This window comes from Burkholderia sp. BCC0322, from assembly GCF_902833045.1.
Classification (GTDB): Bacteria; Pseudomonadota; Gammaproteobacteria; order Burkholderiales; family Burkholderiaceae; genus Burkholderia.
This window is the reverse complement of sequence record NZ_CADFDU010000002.1, coordinates 910,033-933,615: the sequence shown is the minus strand read 5'-3', so window position 1 is coordinate 933,615 and position 23,583 is coordinate 910,033. Positions and strand designations below refer to the sequence as shown.

Sequence of the window (23,583 nt, the reverse complement as noted above, 5' to 3'; positions counted from 1 at the left end):
TCGACACTGAAGCGCTTGCGTTTCATCGTACGGCTCCTTTCATACTGAAAAAGTCCGCCGAAAACTCGCTTACATCATGGCACTGTTTACTGGGGGCCGCTCAAAAAACTGCTGCTTCGTGTCGTGCGCCCGGGCGAACTGCGCAGGCGTCAGATACCCCCGCCGCACTCCAATTGATTTTATCGCGCTCTGTCCCCGCGCCCCGACGCCCAAGCGGCATAAAGAATGCCAAGACTTTGGGAATCTTGGCATCTGCGGTGACATCGACAGACGTCAACGGTCAGCCGGCCAAGCACCAAGCCTCGACCTTGTCGCGCGACCGGCTCGGCATGCAGCGTACAACGCCATCAGCGTGTCAGTGAAGGCAGCAAGTCGCACGTAGATTGCTTGCGATTCGGATTGACTGCAAACACCTACACGCTGCCTATACGGGCATGTCTACAGCGAATGGGGAATTTGAAACTATCAGCTAACGCACTGATTTTACTGGCCCGCCCTACACGATTCGAACGTGTGACCTACGGCTTAGAAGGCCGTTGCTCTATCCAACTGAGCTAAGGGCGGTCGGGGAGAAAAGACACGGCCAATACGGACCGCATTTGACGCAAGGCTTCGATCGACAGCAAGAGCCACCCAACCCGAAGCCCCGAAACAAAACGGGCCCGGCATGAAGCCGAGCCCGAAATTATACCCGATCATCGCGTCACATCACGCGAGACCGGCCTTCGCAGCATCAAACCGGCTGCGGATGCAGCATGAACCAGCCGAGGCAGAACACGCCGGCGATCACGCAATACACGCCGAACGAAGCCAGCCGGCCACGCCCTTCGAAGTAGCGCATCAGGAACCGCACGCTCAGGTACGCGGCGATCGCCGTCAGCACGCCGCCGAGCAGCGCATCGGCGAGCTGGTCGCGCGCATGGAACAGCTTCGGCAACTCAAGCACACCCGCTGCGAAAATGATCGGCGTGCCGAGCAGGAACGAGAATTCCGCGGCCTTCTCCGCCGTCAGCCCTGCCGCATTGCCGGCGATCATCGTCAGCCCGCTGCGCGAGAAACCCGGAATCAGCGCGCCGATCTGCGCGAGTCCCACGAAGAACGCCTGTTTGAACGTCATCTTCTCCGGCGCCTGATGCGCGCGACTACGCTGGATGCGATCGCCGAGCCACAGCAGCACGCCGTTCACGATCAGCGCGATCGCGACGATCCGAAGGTCATGGAACACGCGTTCGATGCGCTTTTCGAGGAGCAGCCCGACGATTCCGGTCGGGATCGTACCGATGATGAGCGCCCACATCAGGTGCCCGTCGTCGTTCTTGCGGCCGCCGAGCTGCGCGAAGAAGCCACCGATCAGCGCGATCCAGCGCGCGCGGAAATACCACAGAAGCGCCAGCGCGGTGCCGAGGTGCAGCGCGACGAGGAACGGCAGCAGTTGCGGTGCGTGCTTGTCGATGTGCATGCCGAACAGCGCCGGCACGAGCAGCGTATGGCCAAGGCTGCTGACAGGGAAGAGTTCGGTGACGCCCTGCAGGACGCTCAGGAATACCAGAAACCAGAGACTCACGCGTGGGTCCTTTTAGTGAAGTTTGAGCGGAAAGAGATGCGGACGACGCAATGCGCGTCCGAAAAAACGCGCCCCGATTATGCCGAGCCCGGATTACTGCGCCAAGGCATTTGGCTGGATATTGCGGCAATGCACACAAACGCTTGCAATTTGTAAGCTCTCGGAAAGCAAAAAGCCCGCCATTCGCATGGCGGGCCTTTCGACTTCGGCAGGAATTGCCGTCAGCGGCCGAGCTGATAGAAAAATAATACCGTGCTGCCGGTGAACATGCCGAACAGTGCGAGTCCCATTGCCATTGCCAGATCCATGGCCCCCTCCACGAAGTGTCATGACCCGGCAACATCACCGGTTTAGAGGCATTATCCCGACCGTCGACAGTCTTAAAAACTCGCGATTTCCCGAGAAGGGTTTTCCCCGAGCCGCCACGGCCCGATAATGGAGCGCGCCGTTCCCGTCCACCCGCCCAAGCCGATTCGCCATGCCGACTTTCCAGCAACACGACATTCACGAACTTCACGCCGGCCCGTCGCTCATCCGGGTCGCTCCGCAATTCGGCGGCCGCCTGCTGTCATGGCACATCGACGGCGAACCGGTGATCTTCTGGCCGGAAACGGCCGACTGGAGCAACCTCGCGCGCGTGCGCGGCGGCAACCCGCTGCTGTTCCCGTTCCTCGGCCGTCACCGCGTCGACGGTGAACTCGGCCGCTGGCGCGACGCCGCCGGCGTGGTGCGCGACCTGCCGATGCACGGCTTCGCGCGCGACCTGCCGTTCGCCGCTCAGCCGTCGGCCGATGGCGCCGCGCTGTCGATGACGCTCGACGCGACCGACGCGCTGCGCGCCAGTTACCCGTTCGACTTCCGGTTCGAAACGACCTACCGGCTGGCCGACTCGCACACGCTCGAAGTCGCGCTGACGACGATCAACCGCGGCGACACGCCGCTGCCCTACTACGCCGGCCATCATTTTTATTTCGCGCTGCCGCACGGCGAACGCGCCGAAACCACGCTCGAACTGCCGCCGACGCACCGTTGCATGCAGCAGGCGGACGGCTCGATCAGCACGCCCGAACCGGGCGAAGCCCATTATCAGCTCGACAACCCGGACATCCTCGACCGCTTCCACTGCCTCGACGGCGCGCCGCCCACGCCGGTGCGCATCGTGATGCCGGGCCGCCGCCGCACGATCGAGATCGCGCTCGACGTGCCGGGTTCGATCCCGTGGTACGCGGTCACGACCTGGACCGAAAAGCCGGATTCGGACTTCTATTGCGTCGAACCGTGGCTCGGCCTGCCGGATGCGATCCACAACGGCCGCGGGCTGCGCATGCTCGCGCCGGGCGCGAGCGAAACGGCCACCCTGCGGATTCGCGTCCTCCCGCTCGCCGGCTGATTCGCCGGCCGAGACGTCAATTCGCAGCGCGCCGAACCGGCGCGCGACAGCCCCGGCAACGACCCAAACTGCGGTACGCGGGTCGAACCCGTTAAAATCGGACGTTTTGTGTTGCCTGCCGCGTCACGAGCGGCAGGGTTTTGCGAGGTTCAATGTTCGGAACAACAACGAAGCGACTCTTCGCAGCCGCCTGCGCCGCCCTGCTCGTCGCGTGCGGCTCCGCGCCTGTCGGCCCCGGGTTCTATCGCGTCGAGCGCGGCGATACGCTCTACAAGATTGCGCGCGACAACCGCACGTCGGTATCGAACATCGTGCGCTGGAACCAGATGACGAATCCCGATGCGATCGAAGTCGGCCAGGTGCTGCGCGTCGCGCCGCCGCCCGGCACGACCACCGCGTCGACGCCGTCGACCACCGGCACCGGCAGTGCCGGCCGGGCCCGCCCTGCGCCTTCCGCACCGGTCGAATCGGCCGTCAAGCCGGCCACGAGCATCGCGCTGATCTGGCCGGCAGCCGGCAACGTAGTCCGCACGTTCGACGGCTCGAAATCAAAGGGCATCGACATCGCGAACTCGCCGGGCACGCCGGTGGTCGCGGCCGCGCCGGGTGTGGTGGTCTATGCCGGTAACGGGTTGCGCGGCTACGGCAACCTGATCATCCTCAAGCACAACGCCGACTACCTGACCGCCTACGCGCACAACCGCGCGCTGCTGGTGAAGGAAGGCCAGTCGGTTACGCAGGGGCAGTCGATCGCCGAGATGGGCAACAGCGACAGCGATCGCGTCGCGGTACATTTCGAGTTGCGCTACGGCGGCCGATCGATCGACCCGTCACGCTACCTGCCGGCGCGTTGAGCACGCGATGGACGACACGCGATGCCGGCGCGCATCGCGTGCCGTCTGCGTGAGAATCGGAAAAGGTGATGTCAGCGCTTACGCAGACGTCCGGTGAAACGGCCGGACAACGGATCGACGTGGCGAGCAAACGCTACCAGTACGCCGATTCCGATCAGGCTGAACCCCGCAGCTATCAGAAGCAAATCCATGGTCACACACTGATTTTTTAGTGATCTTATGCGTCATTGTGGAATCCTGCACTGAGCCGAGGCTATTGGACGAGTACGAAGATTCCCTACCCTCAGACGCCATTGTGGATTCGTCTGCGTGAAATCCTGATGTAAGCCGTTCGCTCGACACCACGTTCGCCTCCACGAGACCCCTCGATGCTGCCCGCCGCCGACTGCTATGACGACCTGCTCTCCCGCTTCGCGTGGGAGATTCCGGCGCGCTACAACATTGGCGTGGACGTCTGCGACAAATGGGCAGACGGCAGCGGACGCCTCGCACTGATCCACGAAACGGCGCAAGGCGACGTTTTTCGCCTCACGTTCGACGACCTGAGGAATGCGTCTAGCCGGCTCGCGAACAACTTTGTGCGCGCAGGCCTGGGGCGCGGCGATCGCATCGGCATCTTTCTCGCGCAGGGCCCCGAAACGGCCATCGCGCACCTCGCCGCGTACAAGCTCGGCGCGATCGCGGTGCCGCTGTTCACGTTGTTCGGCATCGATGCGCTCGAATACCGGCTCGCGAACAGCGAGGCGGCTGCGCTCGTCACCGACGCGGCCGGCTACGCGAAGATCGCGCCGCTGCGCGCCCGGTTGCCGGCACTGCATACCGTCTACTGCACCGGCGACGATGCGCCCGATCATCCGGGCGTGCTGCGTTATGACGCAGCGCTCGCCGCCGAAACGCCCGACTTCATACCGGCCGATACGGCCGCCGACGATCCGGCGGTCATCATCTATACATCCGGCACGACGGGCAAACCGAAAGGCGCACTGCACGCACATCGCGTGCTGCTGGGCCACCTGCCAGGCGTCGAGATGTCGCAGCAGTGCTTCCCGCGCGACGCGCGCCTGTTCTGGACGCCCGCCGACTGGGCATGGATCGGCGGCCTGCTCGACGTGCTGCTGCCGTCATGGCATCACGGCGTGCCCGTGCTTGCGCGCCGCTTCGAAAAATTCGACGGCGACGCGGCATTCGCGCTGATGGCACGGCACGGCGTCACCCATGCATTCCTGCCGCCCACCGCGTTGAAGCTGATGCGCTCCGTCCCGGCGCCGCGCGAACGCTACGCGCTGTCGCTGAAATCCGTCGCGAGCGGCGGGGAATCGCTCGGCACCGAACTGACGGCCTGGGGGCGTGATGCACTCGGCGTGACGATCAACGAGTTCTACGGGCAAACCGAGTGCAACATGGTGCTGTCGTCGTGCGCGGCGCTGTTCGACGCGCGGCCAGGCGCGATCGGCAAGGCGGTGCCCGGCCATGCGGTCGCGATCGTCGACGCGGAAGGCATGCCGCTGCCGCCCGGCGTCGAAGGGCGCATTGCGGTGCGCCGCCCCGACCCGGTGATGTTCCTCGAATACTGGCGTAACGCCGACGCAACGCGCGACAAGTTCGCCGGCGACTACCTGCTCACTGGCGACACGGGCATGATCGACGCTGACGGCTTCGTGCGCTTCGTCGGCCGCGACGACGACGTGATCACGAGCGCCGGCTACCGGATCGGCCCGGGCCCGATCGAGGACTGCCTGCTCACGCATCCTGCGGTGCGGACGGCGGCCGTCGTCGGCGTGCCCGACGCAACGCGCACCGAGATCGTCAAGGCGTTCGTGGTGCTGAATCCTGGCCACACCGGCGACGACGCGCTCGTGCAGGCGCTGCAGGCACATGTGCGCACACGCCTCGCCGCGCACGAGTATCCGCGCGCGATCGCATTCGTCGACAGCCTGCCGATGACCGCGACCGGCAAGATCGTGCGCCGCGCGCTGCGCGACGCGTAGGCCGGCCGCCACCCGCGCCGCCCGCCCGGCCGGATGGTTTATAGTGGCGCCACTACGCAGTCATTCCAAGAAAACGATGTCCTCTTCCTCTGATCACCACTCCGACGCGAGCGCGTCGCACAGCCCGCTCTACGCCAAACTCCTCGGCGAAACCGCCAAGATCGACTGGTGCGATCTCGAACGCTTCTTCGCGCAGGGCAAGCTGCTGTCCGTTGCACGCGACCTCGATCTCGTCAGCGTCGCGGAAGCCGTTGCCGCCGACGATGCCGAGCAGGTCACGCGCTGGCTGTCGGCAGGCCTCGTCGCGCGCATGCCGGCCGAAACCGCCGCCGACTACGCGGCGCGCAACCCGGAGCTGTGGGCGGTCGTCGTATCGCCGTGGGTCTGCGTGCAGGAACGCGCCTGACGCGTCCCATGTCCGAATCCGCGTTACCGCACGGGGCCGGCTCGGCCGCCGTCACGCATCGGCGTGTCCTCGCGCTCGCGTTCCCGATCGTCCTTGCGAACCTGACGCAGCCGATCCTCGGTGCGGTCGACACGGCCGTCGCCGGCCACCTCGACGGCGCGCAGTACCTCGGTGGTGTCGCGCTCGGCGGGCTGTTCTTCAATTTCGTGTTCTGGGGGTTCGGTTTCCTGCGAATGGGGACCACCGGCCTCGTCGCGCAGGCCCATGGCGCCGGCGACGCCGCCGGGATCCGCCTGAACCTGCTGCGCGCGTTGATCGTCGCGTTCGCACTCGGCGCCGCGGTGCTGGCGCTGCAGGTGCCGCTGCTGTCGTTTGCGCTGTCCGCGCTCGGCGGCAGCGATGCCGTCCGCGCAACGGCGCTTGCGTATAGCCATGCGCGCATCTGGAGCGCACCGTTCGCGCTCGCAAACTATGTCGTGCTCGGCTACCTGCTCGGTACGCAGCGCGTGCGGCTCGCGCTCGTCGCGCAGGTGTTCATCAATGCGGTGAACATCGGCGCCGTGCTGCTCTACGTGTATGGCTTCGGCTGGGGCATTGCCGGCATCGGCGCCGCGACGGCCACCGCAGACGCATGCGGTTTCGCGCTCGGCGCATGGATGCTGTGGCGGCTGCGGCCGCGCGGCCTGGCGCCGATCGCGGTACGTGCGCTCGCCGACCGCGTTGCGCTCAAGCGGCTGATCGCGCTCAATCGCGATATCTTCCTGCGCACGCTGTGCCTGCTCGGCGCATTCGGCTGGTTCGCGCACCTCGGTGCAAAGCAGGGCGATGCGACGCTCGCCGCAAACGCGCTGCTGCTGAATTTCCAGACGTTCATGGCGTACGGCCTCGACGGCTTCGCGCATGCGGCCGAGGCGCTCGTCGGCGCGGCCGCCGGTGCGCGCGACCGCCGCGCGTTCCGACAGGCCGTGCGCGTCACGCTGCTCTGGTCGGCGCTCGGCGCGCTGCTGTTTGCGCTCGTGTACTGGGCCGCCGGGGGCTGGATCGTCGCGCGCCTAACCGACCAGGCCGAGATCCGCGAAGTGGCGCTGCGCTACCTGCCGTGGGCCGCGATTTCGCCGATCGTGTCGGTCTGGGGCTTCCTGCTCGACGGCGTCTTCATCGGCGCCACGCAGACGCAATCGCTGATGCGTGCAATGGTCGCGTCGTTCTCGATCTTCGTCGCGGCCACGCTCGCCGCTGTCGGCACGTTCGGCAATCACGGCCTCTGGTTCGCGCTCCTGCTGTTCATGGCCGCACGCGGCGCGACGCTGGCGCGCTACCTGCCGGCGCTGCTGCGGCACATCGGCACCGACGCGCCCGCAGCCCGCGCCTGACGGCGAGCCGAACCGGCCATTACTGCGTGGGTTTCGGCGGCGGCGCGTCGAGCATCGACGGCGGCGTCATGTCGGTCGGCACGCCATGATAGTCGGCCGGATCTTCCGGCGGATGGCCGCGACGGGCCTGATGCGGATCGCTGGTACAGCCGGCGAGGAAAGATGCGGCCAGCACGGCCAGCATGAAACGGGTCATCGGGTATGGCTCCGGAAATCGGCGCACCCATCGCACGCCGGGACCGCGCCGAGTCTAGCGGAAATCCTGCTTCGGAGTCGCGCCGCGCATGTCCTACTATGTACGAATGGCGCTGTGCCGTGGAAAGGAGGCTGCCATGTCGTCTGAAGAAATTGCCGGCCTGATCGGCCTGTTCGTCGGTCTGATGGTGCTCGTTGCCCTGTCGTTCTTCGAGTCGCGCGAATACAAGCGCAGCCATCACGGCGAAGGGATGATCCATCACTGGATGGCCGAACACCACCTGCTCGACTGGCGGCGCAAGCACTAAGCGCGCCGCTGCCGCCCGGCCCTTCCCCGGGCCGTTCTCGAACGTACCGTCCCGCGGCACGCCGGGAACCGCGTAGCGCCGAAATTAACAGGGTCCGATTCACACGCGTTGGTCAGATGGACGAACGCCGTCGCGCGGCTCGTGCCACGCGACGGCGTTCGCTTGCGCGCGCCCGGACGGGCACAACGCGAGTCCGACGGCTCAGCCCAGGAAGTGGCGGGCGTAGCGCGCGTTGATGTCGGACAGGCGGAACAGCGTCAGGAAATCCGCGCAGTTGAAGTCGGGATCCCAGGCCGGTGCACCGCAGATCTTCGCGCCGAGACGCAGGTAACCCTTGATCAGCGGCGGCGGCGCCACGACGGTGCCCGTCTGCAGTTCGTCGACCGGCAGGGCCGTGTGCGGGAATGCGCGATATTCGGGCGCCGTCAGCGAACCTGCCGACAGCGACTGGTACAGGTTCGCCGCATAGTGGCCGCCGTCGGCCATCGACACGCTCGCGCAGCCGAGCATCGTCTCGTAGCCGTTCTGCATCATGTACGCGCCAAGGCCGCCCCACAGCGCCATGATGACGGCGCCGCTGCGGTAGTCGCTGTGCACGCACGAGCGGCCGACCTCGACCATCTTGCCGCGCAGGTGCGTGAGGCGCGACAGGTCGAATTCGCCTTCCGCGTACAGGCGGCCGACACGCGCCGCCTGGTGCGGGGGCAGCACGCGGTACGTGCCGACGACCTTCAGGGTGTCGAGATCGCGAACCAGCAGGTGGTCGCAATACGCATCGAACGGATCGACGTCGAGACCGGAGGGGCCGCTGACCTGCGCGCCCATCTCTTCGGCGAACACGCTGTAACGCAGGCGCTGGGCTTCGCGCAATTCGTCTTCCGTACGCGCCCACGCGGCGCGCAGGCGATACTCCGATGTGACGGTTTCAGCAGCGCGCGGCAGGTGGCGCCGCGACGTGTCGAGGGGCAGCGAGGCAAAAGGGAGCGTAGGCGTCGGCAGTTCTCGCATTAGGCTTTCCTGATCGTAAGGAATAGGACGACATGCCCGCCAATGTAGTAATCGGCCGTGACCGTTATGTGGCACGACCGTGTCCTTTCAATGACGTGTCGCCGAATTGACTTTAGCAGAAAGCTTGCGAAACCGTATGATGAATCCCTTCAAAGCCCGTCAGGCCGGCCTCACAGCAGGTCGGGCGTCAATATCGCCCGCAGCACGGCCTGCCGGCTGCCGTCACGCGTGCGGCTCGCCAGCCACACGATTCCGCCCTTCTTGACGCTCCAGCTGTCGTCGCCGCCGGCGATCAGTTGCGCGGCAACGCTGCCGAGCGTCGGCTGATGCCCGACGATCACGACCGTCGGCGCGATGCCTTCCGGCCAGCCGGCCGCCGCCAGCACGTCGTCGACGTTACCGCCCGGCGCGAGGGAGTCGACTGTCCGGTACTGGTCGGTCAGCGCCTCGACGGTCTGCACGGTGCGAGCCGCCGGGCTCGCGAGGATCACGGCGTTCGTCTCGAGCCGGCCACGCAGCCATTTGGCCATCGCCTGCGCATCCTTGCGCCCCCTGACGGTCAACTGGCGTGCGAGATCGCTCGTCGCGTAGTCTTCGGCTTCGGCGTGGCGCCACAGGATCAGGTTCATCATGGTGTTCTCCTTGCTTCGGCGAGCGGCCCCGCGCCTATGCGTCCGGGCGCGCCGATTACCGTTCGAATTGTCGCAAATTGCGGACGGTTCGCAGCCGCGGCATTTACCCGCATATAGGGATTGACCGGATCGGACATTCGACGATACAATCTTTGGCTCGTCGGAGCGTAGCGCAGCCTGGTAGCGCATCTGATTTGGGATCAGAGGGTCGTAGGTTCGAATCCTATCGCTCCGACCAAAGGAATCAAGGGGTTAGCTGATGCTAACCCCTTTTTCTTTGGCGCGTTGCTGAGCTATTGCTACCATCTGGGGCGACTTCCATAGAGGAACCGTGAAGATGGCCGACGCTTCGATCCCCGTCCAGCATTCCCTATTGATTCATTCATGCGACACCGAATCAAGGTTCCGACGACTTTACTGCCTCATAACGACGCTTTCGCCTCGTTTTTTCCAGGGTAATCTGCGACAGGTACTGACATTGAGCGCACCAGTTGCCCGCTGACGAAACCTGCCGGGGTCTCGCCCACCATCGATGACCGCGCGCACTCCCATTCGAGCTTCGTGTTGTTGTCGACATAGTGCTCAGATACGCAGATGCCGCCCCGGTCCGCGGCAATCGATCGCATCAATTCGATGGCCTGCCGCTGCCTATCTTCCGTGCGACATGTCGGACATCAGTGCCCCTTCAAGATTTCCGTACCCCACGCCATCCACTCGTGTCCCCGCTCGCACTGAAATGGGTAACGAGCCTGAATACGTTGATAGCGGGATGCGAGACATCTGCCGCCTTGCTCTGCCGCCTTCTCTTGTAGCTTCGCAAGTCCGTCCGGCATTCGCTTACGATCTGAAGAGCATTCTTGGCACCACGCCTTGCGCAAGACGTCGTAGCACGCGGCCTCCCATTCGTGTCCTGAGCCGCATCTGAATCGATATTTCGCCATCCGGCCATCGTAGACGGTCGACAAGCATTCGCCGCCCCGCTCTCGCGCACAATCCTGTATCGGCTTCAGTCCGCCTTGATATCTACGACGCTCGGATCGCCGTTCAGTCGAGCACTTTGCGCACCCGTGACCGCCCAAGACTGAAGCGGCCGTGGCCTCAAACTTATGGCCTGCGGCACAGACGAAGCGGTAATTCGCATGTTTTCCACGATACCGCTTGCAAAGGCACAGACCGCCTGCTTGATGGGCGACGTCATAAATACGAATCAGAGTCTTTTTAATCCAGCACTGATGGCATATTAATGGCCCGCCACGTCCGCGCACCCGGAGCATAAAACTTGCCCCGGACATCGACGAAACGTGTTTGTCCACGCAACGGAATCGATACTGATGATGTACGGTATGCCACTTGCGGTCGAGTAATACATAACCCGCGTCCGCAAGGTAAGCCCGAAGCATTTCGAAACGTTCGTCACGGGTTGTCACTGAAACAGGGTCTCGCTACCGATAGAGTAGAAAAGAAGCCGGCATCTCGATATCGGCCCAGTGCCAAACGGAGTGCCACTTGATCCGTTCAATATTCCGTTCGTATCACCGGCCGTTCATACCTCGACATACGATACCGACTGCGACGCCACCAGCTTCGGCGGCGTTGGACAAGCGCACCGACAGAGGTCGTCACTCAACGCCGACTGTCGGCCATCCGGCCCAGTGCTCGAATGACGTGGGCCGTCGCACACGATCACGCCGAGCGTCTTGCACACCGGGCACCACACCGGATCGTGTTCATACGCTTGTTCTCGGTCGTGCAGAATGTCTTGTCCGTCACCACCCTGCACTATGCCTCCAACCGTCGTCGCATCACCTTTCACGATGTCATAGCGCCTCATCGCAAGTCCTCCCGCTCAAACCGCGCCCGGCCGCAGCCGAAGGCTGTTCAGCAGCGTATCCCATGTTTGCAGTGCGCCGGCCTCATCAACCGGAGAACTTGCCTGGTCGGGCGACAGGTCGTGACTGGGGGCGCCTAACAGCAATTGAATTGCCGTATGTGGCTTCGCAAGCGTGGTCGGATCGCCTGGCGCAAGCAAGTAGAAACGGTACGACGTGATCTCGCCCTCCTTCAACGCGAACAGCACTTCCTCCGCGTCCATCCCCGCCACCGTGCGCTTGCCCTGCCGCAAAATGCGGTAGCTCCCGCTCGACACCTGATCCATCTTCGCACGAAGATCAGGAAGCGTTTTGGTCAATGGCGAATTCTGGTCCCCGTCTACCGACTCGCGCATCTGGATGACGAACAGCGCCGGTCGCCCCGGCATCAATGCGAACGACTGGCTGACCTCCTCGGAGTAGGTCGACGAGCCAGTGGCAATGCCGCCGTCAAAGCAGAATCCCGATTCGGTCGGTACCGACCAATTGTCGCGTGCCTTGATGCGCCGATAGAGGTCCGTGTAAACCGGATCAAATTTATCCAAACCGTTTGAGCCAAATGACCCAGTTGTATGGAATAACGTGTTGTTTTCGAATATATAACCTTCAGTATGAAACGGCTGAGCGACCCCTTCAGTATAAAATTTTTTATAAGCAAAAACTTTTGAGTCAGCCGTTGGCGACAACACTTTTTCCAACCACGGATTATATGTTTTATTGCCTCTACTACCTGGATCAGTGCGCTTTTTTGCATTCAATTCTCTTTCGAGGCTACCAATCTTGGTCTGATACGTTGCAGCCGACACATTGTGCTGCGTCTCCAGTTTCTCTCCCCAAAATGCGTATCGCTGATTCGTAATTTCGCTGGTAGCAGGTCGCTGGAAAACGAAGCGGCCGATGCACCACGGGCGCTGCTTGGACAACAAGGGATTTGTCATGGTCGGTTCCCCGGAGAACGTTACCGAGCAGGCGCAAACGCCCACCACTAAAAACAGGAGTCGCCCAATACGCGTCAGCATGATGGCTCCTGCGCATCCTGAGCAATTTGTACGATGCTGTACAGGAGCGCCCAGCGGGACCACGGGTGGTTATAGCTTTCCTGGTGCACATAGCCTCCTTGGTCAAATACCATTTGTACGCCGTGCGCCGCTCCGCCTTCTGCGCCGTACGCAGGAGCTTCCGCGGACCAAACCGGTACCGTACCGTCGCCTGGCACAATGCCATTTTTTTTAGGATCGGGCGTGTCGCTGCCCGGCGGCAGCTTCGCCACCTTTTGCACTTCGAACTCGATGGTGAGGTTACGAGAATCCAGGTGCACGCGTAGCGTCCCAGTGTGCGAATCGGCGCCCTTTTCACTCAAGAACCGTGCGGCGCGCAACTCTTCCTCCGTCACATCCGGCGGCACGTTACCCTTCCAAATCACTGTACCCCATGCCAACAAATCCTCCAGCTTCTCGCTTTTCTCGATCTCGGGTCTGTCGCTCTTGGGTTCGCCGTGATTGTCGTCTGACGTGGGTGCACCTTTGGGTTTCAAATCCCCGTCCCCATAGGCAACGTACGTTCTATCGTGGTATGTATTTATTATGTTTTTCTGGTTATCCACCACAACACCCATAACATCGTTGAAATTTTCAGATACGGTCGCCTTTATTGGTCGACTGTCGAGTCGCTTCTTAATGATCCCAGCAGGATCAAGCAATGAATTCGATTCACTCGGCACCAAGCCATACCATTTCGAATTAGCATAGATTTCCTTGTATGCACTTCCTTCCTTCGGAAACTTCATCACTGGAGTGCCGTCGAGTCGCGAAAAGATCCACCATGCCTCCCCGTTGTGGTAATCCGGCATCGGTAACAACTCAAGCGGTCCCGGCGCATTCGCGGCTACCGCCACAAACTCGTCTGCATTGCTCCCGAGCAAGGCGCCGTTGATAAAACCGTTTACCCCACCCTCGCTACCGCCGCCAGTGCGGAACCGCTTCGCCGCGATTGGCGCCCCGGTCGCTGGTAGCACGTTGTGGAACACGCCGTGCATTAGGTCCGCTCCGCCGTGCATGGCGATCGCCATCCGAGCAACCAGCCCGCCCATCGAGTGCGTGAGGATAATCGCCTTGCCGCTGTGGTTCTCTTCGATGATCTCCTTGATTCCCATCAGTCGCGTGACCTTACCGCTCTTCTTGTCCTTGAAATTCGTGCCATTGATCACGTCCTGCGCGGACTTCTCATTCGATTGCAGCCAGTTGTAGCCAATCGCATACACCCGGTACTGGAATTTCATGAAGTGCTTGAACACCTCCGAATCTCTCGCAATCGCTTTCCCCCGGTGTTGCGCGCCGGCGTCGATCGCCCCATAGTCCGCCGGCTCGGTGTCCAGCAGTGGTTTAAGCGCCCACTTCTCACCATCAGGGTCGCCGTGAATCCAGGGGCCTTGATGCCTCCCCAGATGCATAGGCTCATTCAATTGCTCTTGCAGCCATGCCAACATCGGCTGGTAGCTCGACCGATACACCGAGCCCCAACCCCGCCGAATGGCCTCCTTCTCGTCCACGTACTGGTTCGGGTCGTCATCCTTTTCGTGCTTGCCAGCACTGACCGGCCCGAACGGTGTCACAGCGGCCTTAGTCGGGTCGAACTGCGTTTCTCGCGTGGACGCGCCCTTGAACCACAGGCCGATCAGTGCGGGCAATGCGCCCGCCTTCCCAAATAGGCCGTCCGTCTCCGGCGCGAAGAACAGCTCGTCACCGGTGTCAACGTTCACCAACGGCGAGCCCATCACGCCCGGCAGGAAGATCACCGGAATGATCGGTCGCACATCGCAAAGCAGTTCCTTTTGTCGTGTATCGCTCGCTGGCGTCAACGTAAAATGCCCGACCGACGCCCCGTCCTTGTCCGTGCGACCGGCCTGCTGGACGACTTCGTTCTCGGCATCGTCACTGAACGGCGATCCGCCGCCGGATTGATCTGTGTTTTCGCTCATTGTCGTTCTTCAGATTCGACCATCGGTTATCGGGTTCATGCCGCAGGACCGTTCGGTTTCGGCCGCAATGCGCGCACCGCAATCTTCTCGATATCCTCGCTCTTCTGTTCGGCCACGTGCCCGAGCTCGTTCGTCATCCCGGTCAGGCGTGTGCCGTCCCCGCGAATCAGTTCGTACGGGTGGTTTTTCAGTACCTCGCCCGTGATGCGATCGCGCAGCACATACGGATCGTTGAATTTTGCCTGCGGCAGGCTGTTCATGTGTTGAGCAATCGAACTCGGTCCTTGACGGCTGAGCGATGCCGATTTGATCGTGCGGGGGCCTTGTGTGCCATCTTCAATGCCAGCGGCCACCCACTTTGTGTACGAGCCCCCCGCCTTGATGATGATTTCATCAGCATCGAGCACAATGCGCTTGGCCTTCACGGTCACGTCTTTCCCCGCGTTGACGCTCACGTCGTCCGTGTTAGCCGACAGCTTGATCGGGCCTTTCGCCGTCACAAAGAACGCGCCAAGTTTCTGTGCGAAGAAGCTCACCTTTTCCGCGGCCGCCACGACAAACGACTTGCCCGTCGCAACGTACGTGTTCTCGTTACTGACAACGTTGACCTCTTTCTCGGCCACGATATGCGTCGAGCTGTCTGCGACTAGTGCAATGTCTTTCGGCGTTGATACCAATATGTTCGGTTGCGCAAATCCATTGGCGCTACCGGTACCACCGCCTGCCGTTACCCCTCCCGACGTATCGCCCGATACTGGGTGCTGGATATTCTTCGAAAGTGCCTTGAGCGCGTCCTGCCCTGTTTGCAGCGATTCCGCCTGAGCAGTCGTGCTCGCGCTAGACAGCGACTCGACCAACATCCCGGCCTGCTGCAACTGCGATCGCGCCTCATCCACGCCCATCTGCTCGTCATCGTAGGATTTCGAGTGAGCACTGATGGACAGCCCCTTGCTGGCACGAACCGCACCGAACTCGTCGGCGTGCAAGATGAAGCCAGCGCCCAGATACTGCCCGCGCGTGTTGCCCTCATGCTTGATCAGGTAACCCTGCGTCAACGCCGCATAGCTCTTGCCGGTATAGCTGACCAGCCGCGTACCGCCTTGATTCGTAGAATCGTCATGAACGAACGAGTTGTAGGCGCCTGTTTTGCCGAACCCCTCCGACTTGAACCCGGACAGTAATGCGTTCGAATGCCATTGGGAAGGCGTCGTACCGCCATTGATCCGCCCCAACACGAACGGTTTGTCACAATCCCCGTTCCAGTAACCGACGATGATCCACTCCCGCGCCCTCGGCACGTGAACCGCTCCATAGCCGTTACCCGTATCGGATTGAAGCGTCGACAGCAGCGGTGAGGAATTGAAGGCGTCCGGTGGATTCTTGCGATCCCATGCGAAATGCACCCTGATCTGGTTCCGGTCGTTCGTCCACGCCTCCGCGCCATCCGGGGTCACAACAAGCGCGTGTTCGATCGACATGACCGGCTTCGGATGATCCAGTGGACTCCGGTATTCAACAGCCGTAGGTTGCGCCTCGACTTCGAGCACGAAAAATCCGGCCGAACCATCCGCCTCATGTCCCAGCGTCTTGAATCGCTCACGGTGAATCGCCTGCTGCTCGGCCAGCGTTGCGCGAAGACTTTGCGGAAACTCGGCCGTCTGCGGGCCGATCGGGACGTTGTTCTCGATGAACCACCGAGCCTCGACCACCAGAAACTCTCGCTTCTTCGAATCGCCGTCCTCGTGGCGGGGATGACCATTCAAGACGAACCGCAAACCGGCATCCAGCCACCGCACACCGCCTACGCCGAAATATCGGCTTGCACGTGCATCCCATATCTCCACTCGCCGTCGCGCTCGCACCTCACCCGTATCTGAGCTGGAGTAGCCGTAAGCCGTCGATTCGTAGACCGTCATCGGCGCGTCGGGAACGCTATGCTCGGCCTTCTGGCGGCGGTCCTCCGTGACATAGCTCGTCGCGGCAAGCCCACTCTCCACCTGAAAATTGGACGCGGGCCGCTTGTAATCAAACGCACGCGACATGTAGCGCGTGCTCTGCATCGTCTGCACCGCAGCCCAATGCGCGAAACCGTCAGATTCGTTGCTGTCGTTCGCTCGAATGAACTCAACTGACTTGGCATCGGGAAGGGTCGAGACGCGGTCAACGATGACGAGCGTCGTCTTGGGCGCGTCACCTTCGCTAACGTTTTCGTGGACCCAGTAGAAATACCAGCCCTCGGCCTCAGCCAAGCGGTTCACAAAGTGAAGATCGGATTCGCTTTGCCTGCACCACGAACGCTTGGCGGGATCAGACGACAGCGAGAAACGGTACTGTCCGCGTAGCTGGGGATACCGATCGAGCACGTCAGAAATGATCTCGCGGGCGTCTTTCTCGAGCCAGCCTTCTTCGTTGTGGGTTTTCTCAAGGAAGACCAGCGCCGACGAAAATTCGATCTGGTATGTGGAAAGACTACCGTTTCCACCCAGATAGGCGACCCGATGCACGAAACCGTGGACCGGACGATAGACGGGAACCGCAAACGGGGCTGTGACCTGTTGAATCTGCAGGGTGACAGGCTGGTGCATCAGCGACAGCAGCGCAGTGTCATCACGCGTCGACGCAACGTCGATAGTGTACGAGTAATCACGCCCGATTCTGGCCGATCCGCGCGCACGCAGCGGCACCAATGCGTTCTTGCCAAGCGGCGTACTCAGCATCAACAGCCGCCCCTGCTGCAAAACGCCCTTACCGATCGCCTCGTAGAGGTCGCGTGCCTTCAAGTCCCCGAGTGCGGACGGTCTGATATCCATTTTCGTTATCTCTCTCAGGTTCGACCGTCAGGGAAGTGACACAAAGTGACGGTTAGCCATTCGCGACAGCAAGTCGCTCGCGCGATTATAGCCAAAAGTCTAGCAACTTCTATTTGGCTTGACAAAAATTGACGCGCAACAACATTTTACATCGACCGCTTGACACTGAAGGTGCATGTTACACGTCATAGACATCATCAATACGCACCGGAATTCGCATGAATTCGTCATTTGGCGGGACGTTGGGGTGATGCGTTATCCAGAGGCTAATTTCCGAGAGCATCTTCCGCTCGATCTCTCCAATATTCTGACACATGTGCCTTAGCTCCCCGCCCACCTCTTCAAGATATTGCTTAGCTGCGACGCGCGAATCCGCGACCGATGTAAAACGAGGAATCTCCGATTCGGAATGCGCGGCCCGTTTGTTCCGCTGTTTTCCTACAAAAGCCAAATGATCGAATAAGCAACTTTCAAGCACATGGCAATCGAAGTAGTGATGTGCAGGTGCCCTGAGCATATAAACATAGTGCGGATTACCTTCCTTTCGACTCTACGCCCCATTTTCTCCAGCACAGCTATCTGAATCGTCCAACTTTTGATCAATCAATATATCTGCCTCTCTGCCAATCTTATCAACAGAGAGCACCTTAATTTCGGGTCGAACGACCTCACAGATGAATTTAAAAAAGGCGCCGCCCGATTTAGCAAAAACAGTGAAATCAGACGGACTCGCAGCCAAAATTCCACGCAACCCTACAAAAAATAACCGCCAAAAACAAAAATATTGATCTCACCCTCCCACCAATCCCATTAACCTCCTAAAACCTTTAATAAAAATGTGCATCAGCAGGAAATTCTGCCGCTGTAGATGCATTACCCCCTCCGATCCTATTTTTCAAAGTTATTGCACCATCCCTGCCAGCATCACGAGGCAGCGAATTTATCACCCCAAAAATCCTGCCGCATCAATACAAGCATAAGCATCATCCGACACGATATTTTGATTTTAAATTATTGGCTGCCTCAAGATCGAAATCAATTGAGAAACAGTCGTTACATCATGGGATGACCCATCGAGCACACCGCATACCACCAAAAACGAAAATAGCCCGCTCACGCGGAACGCGGCCAGACAAGAAAACGGAACAGCAATCGAGACACGACGACTGTCCGCAGCAGATAACGGCGCGCCGGCCGAGAGCCTTAGCCAAGCAAAGGGCCTGACTCTCGAATTGACGGGCAAGGACACATATCACTCGGCGGGACCAAGCAAAACGTCAATCGCCGCCTGTCCTGCAATCTCGGCCACGAGGTATGCCCAGCGTCGAGTAAATGGGCCGTTTCGAAGCTGTATCCGATGTCCACGCGCACCCAGGATACCGAGATTGTCGTGACCCTTTATCTGGAACGTGACGTCGTACATGTCCGGAGCAGATGAGGTCAGTTGGACATCAATTTCAAAGCCGCGGTACTGGATAGTTCGCTGCATGACAAACTCCGCAATGTGAATCGGAGCCTAGCACGAATGCAATACGACCTTCCGACGCCATGAGGACCGCCATATGACCACCACCGATAAGAGCCGCACTGATGCGCTGCAAAATGGCATGGCCCCGCACCGCATCCCCTGACGAGCAGCACAACGCAGCGCCGGCCGACGTGAAGCCTGCCGCGATGACGAAAGCTGTAAAGCAGTTCGCGCCCACGCAATCACGGATACGCGCCCGCCCCCCGCACGCGACATTTCTGCGAACACGCGATAATACGTATGAACAACCCGCCTCCGCGCATGAAAAACAACATTCTGAACACCGCCCTCTGCGCATCGCTGCTCGCGCTCGCGACTGCCGGCACCGCGTCGGCCAAGGCGCTCGACGACGCACTCGACTGCCACTCGACCGGCCACAAGTTCGTCGCGCCGCTGCTTGCCGCCGGCGACATCCAGTCGGAGCCGATGCACGTCGAATCGAACTCGGTCAATGCATTCCGCACGAACCACGCGTTGACGGCATACGGCTTCGGCGTCTATGTCGTACTCGGATACCAGGCGAACGACCCGATCTTCCGCGCGGGCGACGGCACGCCGATCGGCGACTGGGCCTATGGCGTCGTGGTGCGCGGCACGAAAAGTGCGGTGGAGGAAGCCGTGCGCAAGGCCGGCAGCGACGCGACCGTCAAGCAGGCGTTTCCGTTCCTGACCGCGATCGTCTGCTCGTCGGACTGAGCAGCCGTCGGGACGATCATGCGGTATTCATGAGGGGGCGGGCCAGACCACCCTGCTGCCAGCCCCTCCCAGCCCCGCTTTCGACCTTTTACGCGCCGGTATACACCACGCGATACGGAATGCCGACCTTCTCCCACTCCGCCGCCTCCTGGCTGAGGCTGTAGTCGGTGAGCGGGTTCTGCTCGACCCATGCGCTCGGCAGGCGCACTTCGTACCCGCCTTTCTTCATCTGCGAGACGGAAATGTCCGGCAGCCCCGCATCGGTCCGGCGCCGGCACAGCAGCGCCGCGAGCCGCAGGCAGAACAGCAGCGGCCACTCGACGTCGCGCGCCTGCGACAGCTTGCCGAGCTTGCCCGCGTGACCGAGCACGAGCGCGGCGAGGCGCGCCTGGTCGGTGCGCGAAAAACCCGGCATGTCCGCGTTGCTCGCGATATAAGCCGAATGCTTGTGATAAGCGCTGTGCGAGATCGACAAACCGATCTCGTGCAACGCGGCCGCCCAGCCGAGGAACATTCGCCCTTCCTCGCGCGCTTCTTCGTCGGCCTCTTCGAGTTCGTCGTAGAAGCGCCCCGCCAGCGCGCCGATCCGCTCGGCCTGCGCACGATCGACACCGTAGCGGCGCGTGAAGCCCTCGACGGTCACCGCGCGCATGTCCTCGTGCTGCGTCCGGCCGAGCAGGTCGTACAGCACACCGAGGCGCAGCGCGCCGTCGGTCGTATCGACGTAGTCGACACCGAGTTCCTCGAACACCGCGAGCATGATCGCGAGGCCGCCCGCGAGCACCGGCACGCGATCGGGCTTCAGCGCGATCAGCTTCAGCCGGTTGACGTTCTCCGACTTGATCAGCGCACGCTTCAGCCGCTCGAGGCCGCCGCGCGAAATACCGTGCGTGATGCCCGGATCGTTGAAGCCGTTTGCCTCCACGAGTTCCGCAAGCGCACGCGCGGTGCCCGACGAGCCGATCGCCTGGTCCCAGCCGGCCTTCTTGTACTCGCTTGAAATGATCTGGATCTCGCGCTTGGCCGCGAGTTCGGCCTGCCGCATCGTGTATTCGTCGACGTTGCCGGCCGGGAAAAAGGTGCGGCTGTGGCTCACGCAGCCGATATAGAGGCTCTCCATCACGATCGGCGTGTAGTGCGAGCCGATGATGAATTCGGTGGAACCGCCGCCGATGTCGACGACGAGCCGCTTGCCGGCGCTTGCCGGCACCGAGTGCGCGGCGCCCGCATAGATCAGCCGCGCTTCTTCGCGGCCGGCAATCACTTCGATCGGGAAACCGAGTGCCGCTTCGGCCTCGCCGAGAAATTCGGCTGCGTTCTTCGCGACGCGCAGCGTGTTGGTGGCCACCGCGCGCACATGATCGGGGTGGAAATCGCGCAGGCGCTCGCCGAACCGCTTGAGCGCCTCCCAGCCACGCTCCTGCGACGCGCGATCGAGCATCTTGTCGCTCGACAGGCCCGCGGCCAGCCGGACGGGCTCGCGCAATGCATCGACGGGATAGATCTGGCTGCCCGCCGGCGTTTCCTCGACACGCCCGACGATCAGCCTGAAGCTGTTCGAGCCGAGATCCACGGCAGCCAGCAAGTGGGGGGTTGTAACCATCGAATGGGGCTCCGTGCGCGTGCGCCCGAGGCGGCCGGTCGGCCACCCTGGGCGATCAATCAAAGGCGACATTTTAAGCGTGGAACGCTTGCCATTGCCACGCTTCACGGGCATGCATGCTGCTCGATTGCATATAGCCGAAACATTTATGAGACGAAACGGTTACAGCGTAGAATTTCCCGATATAAATACATTATTGTCATCAGCACGTCATCGCACCGTGAGAGTTTCCGAGCGTCCTTTCGAATCATCGCCCGAATCACCCCCTACTCTGCCGATGTCCGTCCGTTATCCGCTTCTCAATCGTGAACTCGGCATCCTCGGTTTCAACGAGCGCGTGCTGGCTCAGGCAGCCGACCCTCAAGTCCCGTTGCTCGAGCGCCTCCGCTTCATCTGCATCACCAGCAGCAACCTCGACGAATTCTTCGAGGTCCGGATGGCCGGGCTGCAGGAGCAGATCCGCGACAACCCCGGTGCACTGACGCCCGACGGCATGTCGTTACAGCATGCTTACGACCTCGTCGTCGAACGCGCACAACGGCTCGTCCATCGACAGTACACGATGCTGCACGAAACCGTGCTGCCCGCGCTCGAACAGGAAGGCATCTACTTCCATGCGAGCGACACGTGGAACGACGAGCAGCTCGAATGGGCGCGAAACTACTTCCTCGACGAGTTGTTGCCCGTGCTGACGCCGATCGGCCTCGATCCCGCCCACCCGTTCCCGCGCGTGCTGAACAAGAGCCTGAATTTCGTCGTTGAGCTCGAAGGCCGCGACGCATTCGGCCGCCAGGCCGTGATGGGCATCGTGCAGGCCCCGCGTGCGCTGCCGCGCGTCGTGCGCATGCCGCACGCGCTGTCTGGCTTCGAGCACGGCTTCGTGCTGCTGAGCTCGTTCATGCAGCGCTTTGTCGGCGAACTCTTCCCGCAACTCGTCGTGAAGAGCTGCAACCAGTTCCGCATCACGCGCAACAGCGAGCTGTTCGTCGACGAGGACGAAATCACGAACCTGCGCGTCGCGCTGCAGGGCGAACTGCCCGCGCGCCACCTCGGCAATGCCGTGCGCCTCGAGGTGTCGGCCGACACGCCGGCGCACATCGTGCGACGCCTGCTCGAGGAAAGCGAACTCGGCGAGAAGGACTGCTATCGCGTGGCCGGATCGGTGAACCTCGTGCGGCTGATGCAGATTCCCGATCTCGTCGACCGTCCTGACCTGAAGTTCACGCCGTTCACCGCGTCGACCCCGGCAGTGATCACGAACGCGCCGACGATGTTCGACGCGATCGACAACGGCGACATCCTGCTGCACCACCCGTACGAGAGCTTCCAGCCGGTGCTCGAACTGCTGCAGCAGGCCGCGAAGGATCCGAGCGTCGTCGCGATCAAGCAGACGATTTACCGCACCGGCACCGATTCGCCGCTGATGGACGCGCTGATGGAAGCCGCGCGCAACGGCAAGGAGGTGACCGTCGTCGTCGAGCTGCTCGCACGCTTCGACGAGGAAACCAACATCAACTGGGCGTCGCAGCTCGAAGCCGTCGGCGCGCATGTCGTGTACGGCGTGGTCGGCCACAAGTGCCACGCGAAGATGATGCTGATCGTGCGACGGGTCGTGCAGGCCGGCAAGGCGTCGCTGCGCCGCTACGTGCACCTCGGCACCGGCAACTACCACCCGCGCACGGCACGCCTCTACACCGACTTCGGGCTGATGACGGCCGACCAGAAGATCTGCGAGGACGTCCATCACGTGTTCCAGCAACTGACCGGCATCGGCGGCGAACTCACGCTGCACGAGCTGTGGCAATCGCCGTTCACGCTGCATCCGCGCATCGTCGACGCGATCCGCGCGGAGATCGACAATGCGCGCGCCGGCAAGCGTGCACGCGTCGTCGCGAAGATGAATGCGTTGCTGGAGCCGACGGTGATCGCCGCGCTGTACGAAGCGTCGCAGGCCGGCGTCAAGGTCGACCTGATCGTGCGCGGTGTCTGCGCGCTGAAACCCGGCGTGCCGGGGTTGTCGGAAAACATCACCGTGCGCTCGATCGTCGGCCGCTTCCTCGAGCATCACCGGATCTACTATTTCCACGCGAACGGTGCCGAAGACGTCTATCTGTCGAGCGCCGACTGGATGGACCGCAACCTGTTCCGCCGCGTCGAAGTCGCGTTCCCGATCCGCGATCGCAAGCTCAAGCGGCGCGTGATCGCCGAAGGCCTGTCGGTATGCCTCGGCGACAACCAGTCGGCGTGGCAGATGCACAGCGACGGCCACTACCGTCGCCGTCGCGCCGGCAAGACGATCCGCAACGCGCAACTCGGGCTGCTCGCGAAGTTCTGTTCTTGAACCGGCGGCGCGGCGCGAATCGCGCTCCGCGCTACCCATAAA

18 protein-coding genes and 2 tRNA genes are annotated in these 23,583 nt (G+C 61.9%); 9 read left to right on the top strand and 11 right to left on the bottom strand.

Going from position 1 to position 23,583, the window contains the following annotated elements; translation table 11 throughout:
• Window positions 1-487 precede the first annotated feature (487 nt).
• A tRNA-Arg gene (locus tag HWX39_RS10380) sits at window positions 488-564 on the bottom strand.
• A 169-nt stretch (window positions 565-733) separates the two neighbouring features.
• The gene (locus HWX39_RS10375) at window positions 734-1,564 is read right to left on the bottom strand and encodes an undecaprenyl-diphosphate phosphatase (protein ID WP_021157259.1); all 831 of its coding nucleotides are present in this window, start codon (window positions 1,562-1,564) and stop codon (window positions 734-736) included.
• Between the two features lie 478 nt (window positions 1,565-2,042).
• On the opposite strand from HWX39_RS10375, the gene HWX39_RS10370 reads away from it, so the two are divergent.
• The 5 genes from HWX39_RS10370 to HWX39_RS10350 all read left to right on the top strand — a co-directional run bounded on the left by HWX39_RS10370 (window position 2,043) and on the right by HWX39_RS10350 (window position 7,575).
• A complete protein-coding gene (locus HWX39_RS10370) occupies window positions 2,043-2,954 on the top strand; it encodes an aldose epimerase (RefSeq protein WP_175967600.1) in 912 nt (303 codons plus the stop codon).
• 152 nt (window positions 2,955-3,106) lie between these two features.
• Window positions 3,107-3,808: a peptidoglycan DD-metalloendopeptidase family protein gene (locus HWX39_RS10365; protein ID WP_175967598.1), complete on the top strand. Its 702-nt coding sequence runs from the start codon at window positions 3,107-3,109 to the stop codon at window positions 3,806-3,808.
• A 368-nt stretch (window positions 3,809-4,176) separates the two neighbouring features.
• Window positions 4,177-5,796, top strand: coding sequence for an acyl-CoA synthetase (locus HWX39_RS10360; RefSeq protein ID WP_175967596.1), 1,620 nt, complete (start codon window positions 4,177-4,179; stop codon window positions 5,794-5,796).
• A gap of 76 nt (window positions 5,797-5,872) precedes the next feature.
• Window positions 5,873-6,202: a DUF2288 domain-containing protein gene (locus HWX39_RS10355; RefSeq protein WP_175958504.1), complete on the top strand. Its 330-nt coding sequence runs from the start codon at window positions 5,873-5,875 to the stop codon at window positions 6,200-6,202.
• 8 nt (window positions 6,203-6,210) lie between these two features.
• Window positions 6,211-7,575: an MATE family efflux transporter gene (locus tag HWX39_RS10350; RefSeq protein WP_175967594.1), complete on the top strand. Its 1,365-nt coding sequence runs from the start codon at window positions 6,211-6,213 to the stop codon at window positions 7,573-7,575.
• A gap of 19 nt (window positions 7,576-7,594) precedes the next feature.
• Here HWX39_RS10350 and HWX39_RS10345 read toward each other — a convergent pair whose 3' ends face one another.
• On the bottom strand, window positions 7,595-7,771 hold the full coding sequence (locus tag HWX39_RS10345; protein ID WP_089445358.1) for a hypothetical protein: 177 nt from the start codon (window positions 7,769-7,771) through the stop codon (window positions 7,595-7,597).
• Between the two features lie 136 nt (window positions 7,772-7,907).
• Here HWX39_RS10345 and HWX39_RS10340 point away from each other — a divergent pair, with 136 nt between their 5' ends.
• Entirely contained in the window at window positions 7,908-8,078 is a 171-nt protein-coding gene (locus HWX39_RS10340; protein ID WP_175967592.1) for a hypothetical protein, read from the top strand.
• Between the two features lie 201 nt (window positions 8,079-8,279).
• On the opposite strand, the gene HWX39_RS10335 is transcribed toward HWX39_RS10340, so the two are convergent.
• Window positions 8,280-9,086, bottom strand: coding sequence for a GNAT family N-acyltransferase (locus HWX39_RS10335; RefSeq protein ID WP_011351620.1), 807 nt, complete (start codon window positions 9,084-9,086; stop codon window positions 8,280-8,282).
• Window positions 9,087-9,256: 170 nt separating this feature from the next.
• A complete protein-coding gene (sixA, locus tag HWX39_RS10330) occupies window positions 9,257-9,718 on the bottom strand; it encodes a phosphohistidine phosphatase SixA (RefSeq protein WP_175967589.1) in 462 nt (153 codons plus the stop codon).
• A gap of 161 nt (window positions 9,719-9,879) precedes the next feature.
• On the opposite strand from sixA, the gene HWX39_RS10325 reads away from it, so the two are divergent.
• Window positions 9,880-9,956 (top strand) — tRNA-Pro (locus HWX39_RS10325).
• A gap of 1,305 nt (window positions 9,957-11,261) precedes the next feature.
• Here the strand turns inward: HWX39_RS10325 and HWX39_RS10320 are convergent.
• The 5 genes from HWX39_RS10320 to HWX39_RS10300 all read right to left on the bottom strand — a co-directional run bounded on the left by HWX39_RS10320 (window position 11,262) and on the right by HWX39_RS10300 (window position 18,862).
• A complete protein-coding gene (locus tag HWX39_RS10320) occupies window positions 11,262-11,549 on the bottom strand; it encodes a PAAR domain-containing protein (RefSeq protein ID WP_151047836.1) in 288 nt (95 codons plus the stop codon).
• A gap of 15 nt (window positions 11,550-11,564) precedes the next feature.
• The gene (locus tag HWX39_RS10315; protein WP_319002880.1) at window positions 11,565-12,605 is read right to left on the bottom strand and encodes a T6SS immunity protein Tli4 family protein; all 1,041 of its coding nucleotides are present in this window, start codon (window positions 12,603-12,605) and stop codon (window positions 11,565-11,567) included.
• A complete protein-coding gene (locus HWX39_RS10310; RefSeq protein ID WP_175967587.1) occupies window positions 12,599-14,563 on the bottom strand; it encodes an alpha/beta hydrolase in 1,965 nt (654 codons plus the stop codon). The genes HWX39_RS10315 and HWX39_RS10310 overlap by 7 nt, the downstream gene beginning before the upstream one ends.
• A 35-nt stretch (window positions 14,564-14,598) precedes the next feature.
• A complete protein-coding gene (gene tssI / locus HWX39_RS10305; RefSeq protein ID WP_175967585.1) occupies window positions 14,599-17,373 on the bottom strand; it encodes a type VI secretion system tip protein TssI/VgrG in 2,775 nt (924 codons plus the stop codon).
• A 1,252-nt stretch (window positions 17,374-18,625) separates the two neighbouring features.
• Window positions 18,626-18,862 (bottom strand): hypothetical protein, encoded by a 237-nt coding sequence (locus HWX39_RS10300; protein ID WP_175967583.1) that lies wholly within the window; start codon window positions 18,860-18,862, stop codon window positions 18,626-18,628.
• A 300-nt stretch (window positions 18,863-19,162) separates the two neighbouring features.
• Between HWX39_RS10300 and HWX39_RS10295 the strand changes: the two genes are divergently transcribed.
• Complete coding sequence (locus tag HWX39_RS10295; protein WP_175967581.1) at window positions 19,163-19,597, top strand: hypothetical protein; 435 nt, start codon at window positions 19,163-19,165, stop codon at window positions 19,595-19,597.
• An 88-nt stretch (window positions 19,598-19,685) separates the two neighbouring features.
• Here HWX39_RS10295 and ppx read toward each other — a convergent pair whose 3' ends face one another.
• On the bottom strand, window positions 19,686-21,200 hold the full coding sequence (ppx, locus tag HWX39_RS10290; RefSeq protein WP_175967580.1) for an exopolyphosphatase: 1,515 nt from the start codon (window positions 21,198-21,200) through the stop codon (window positions 19,686-19,688).
• 277 nt (window positions 21,201-21,477) lie between these two features.
• Here ppx and ppk1 point away from each other — a divergent pair, with 277 nt between their 5' ends.
• A complete protein-coding gene (gene ppk1 / locus HWX39_RS10285) occupies window positions 21,478-23,541 on the top strand; it encodes a polyphosphate kinase 1 (RefSeq protein ID WP_175967578.1) in 2,064 nt (687 codons plus the stop codon).
• Window positions 23,542-23,583: the final 42 nt, after the last annotated feature.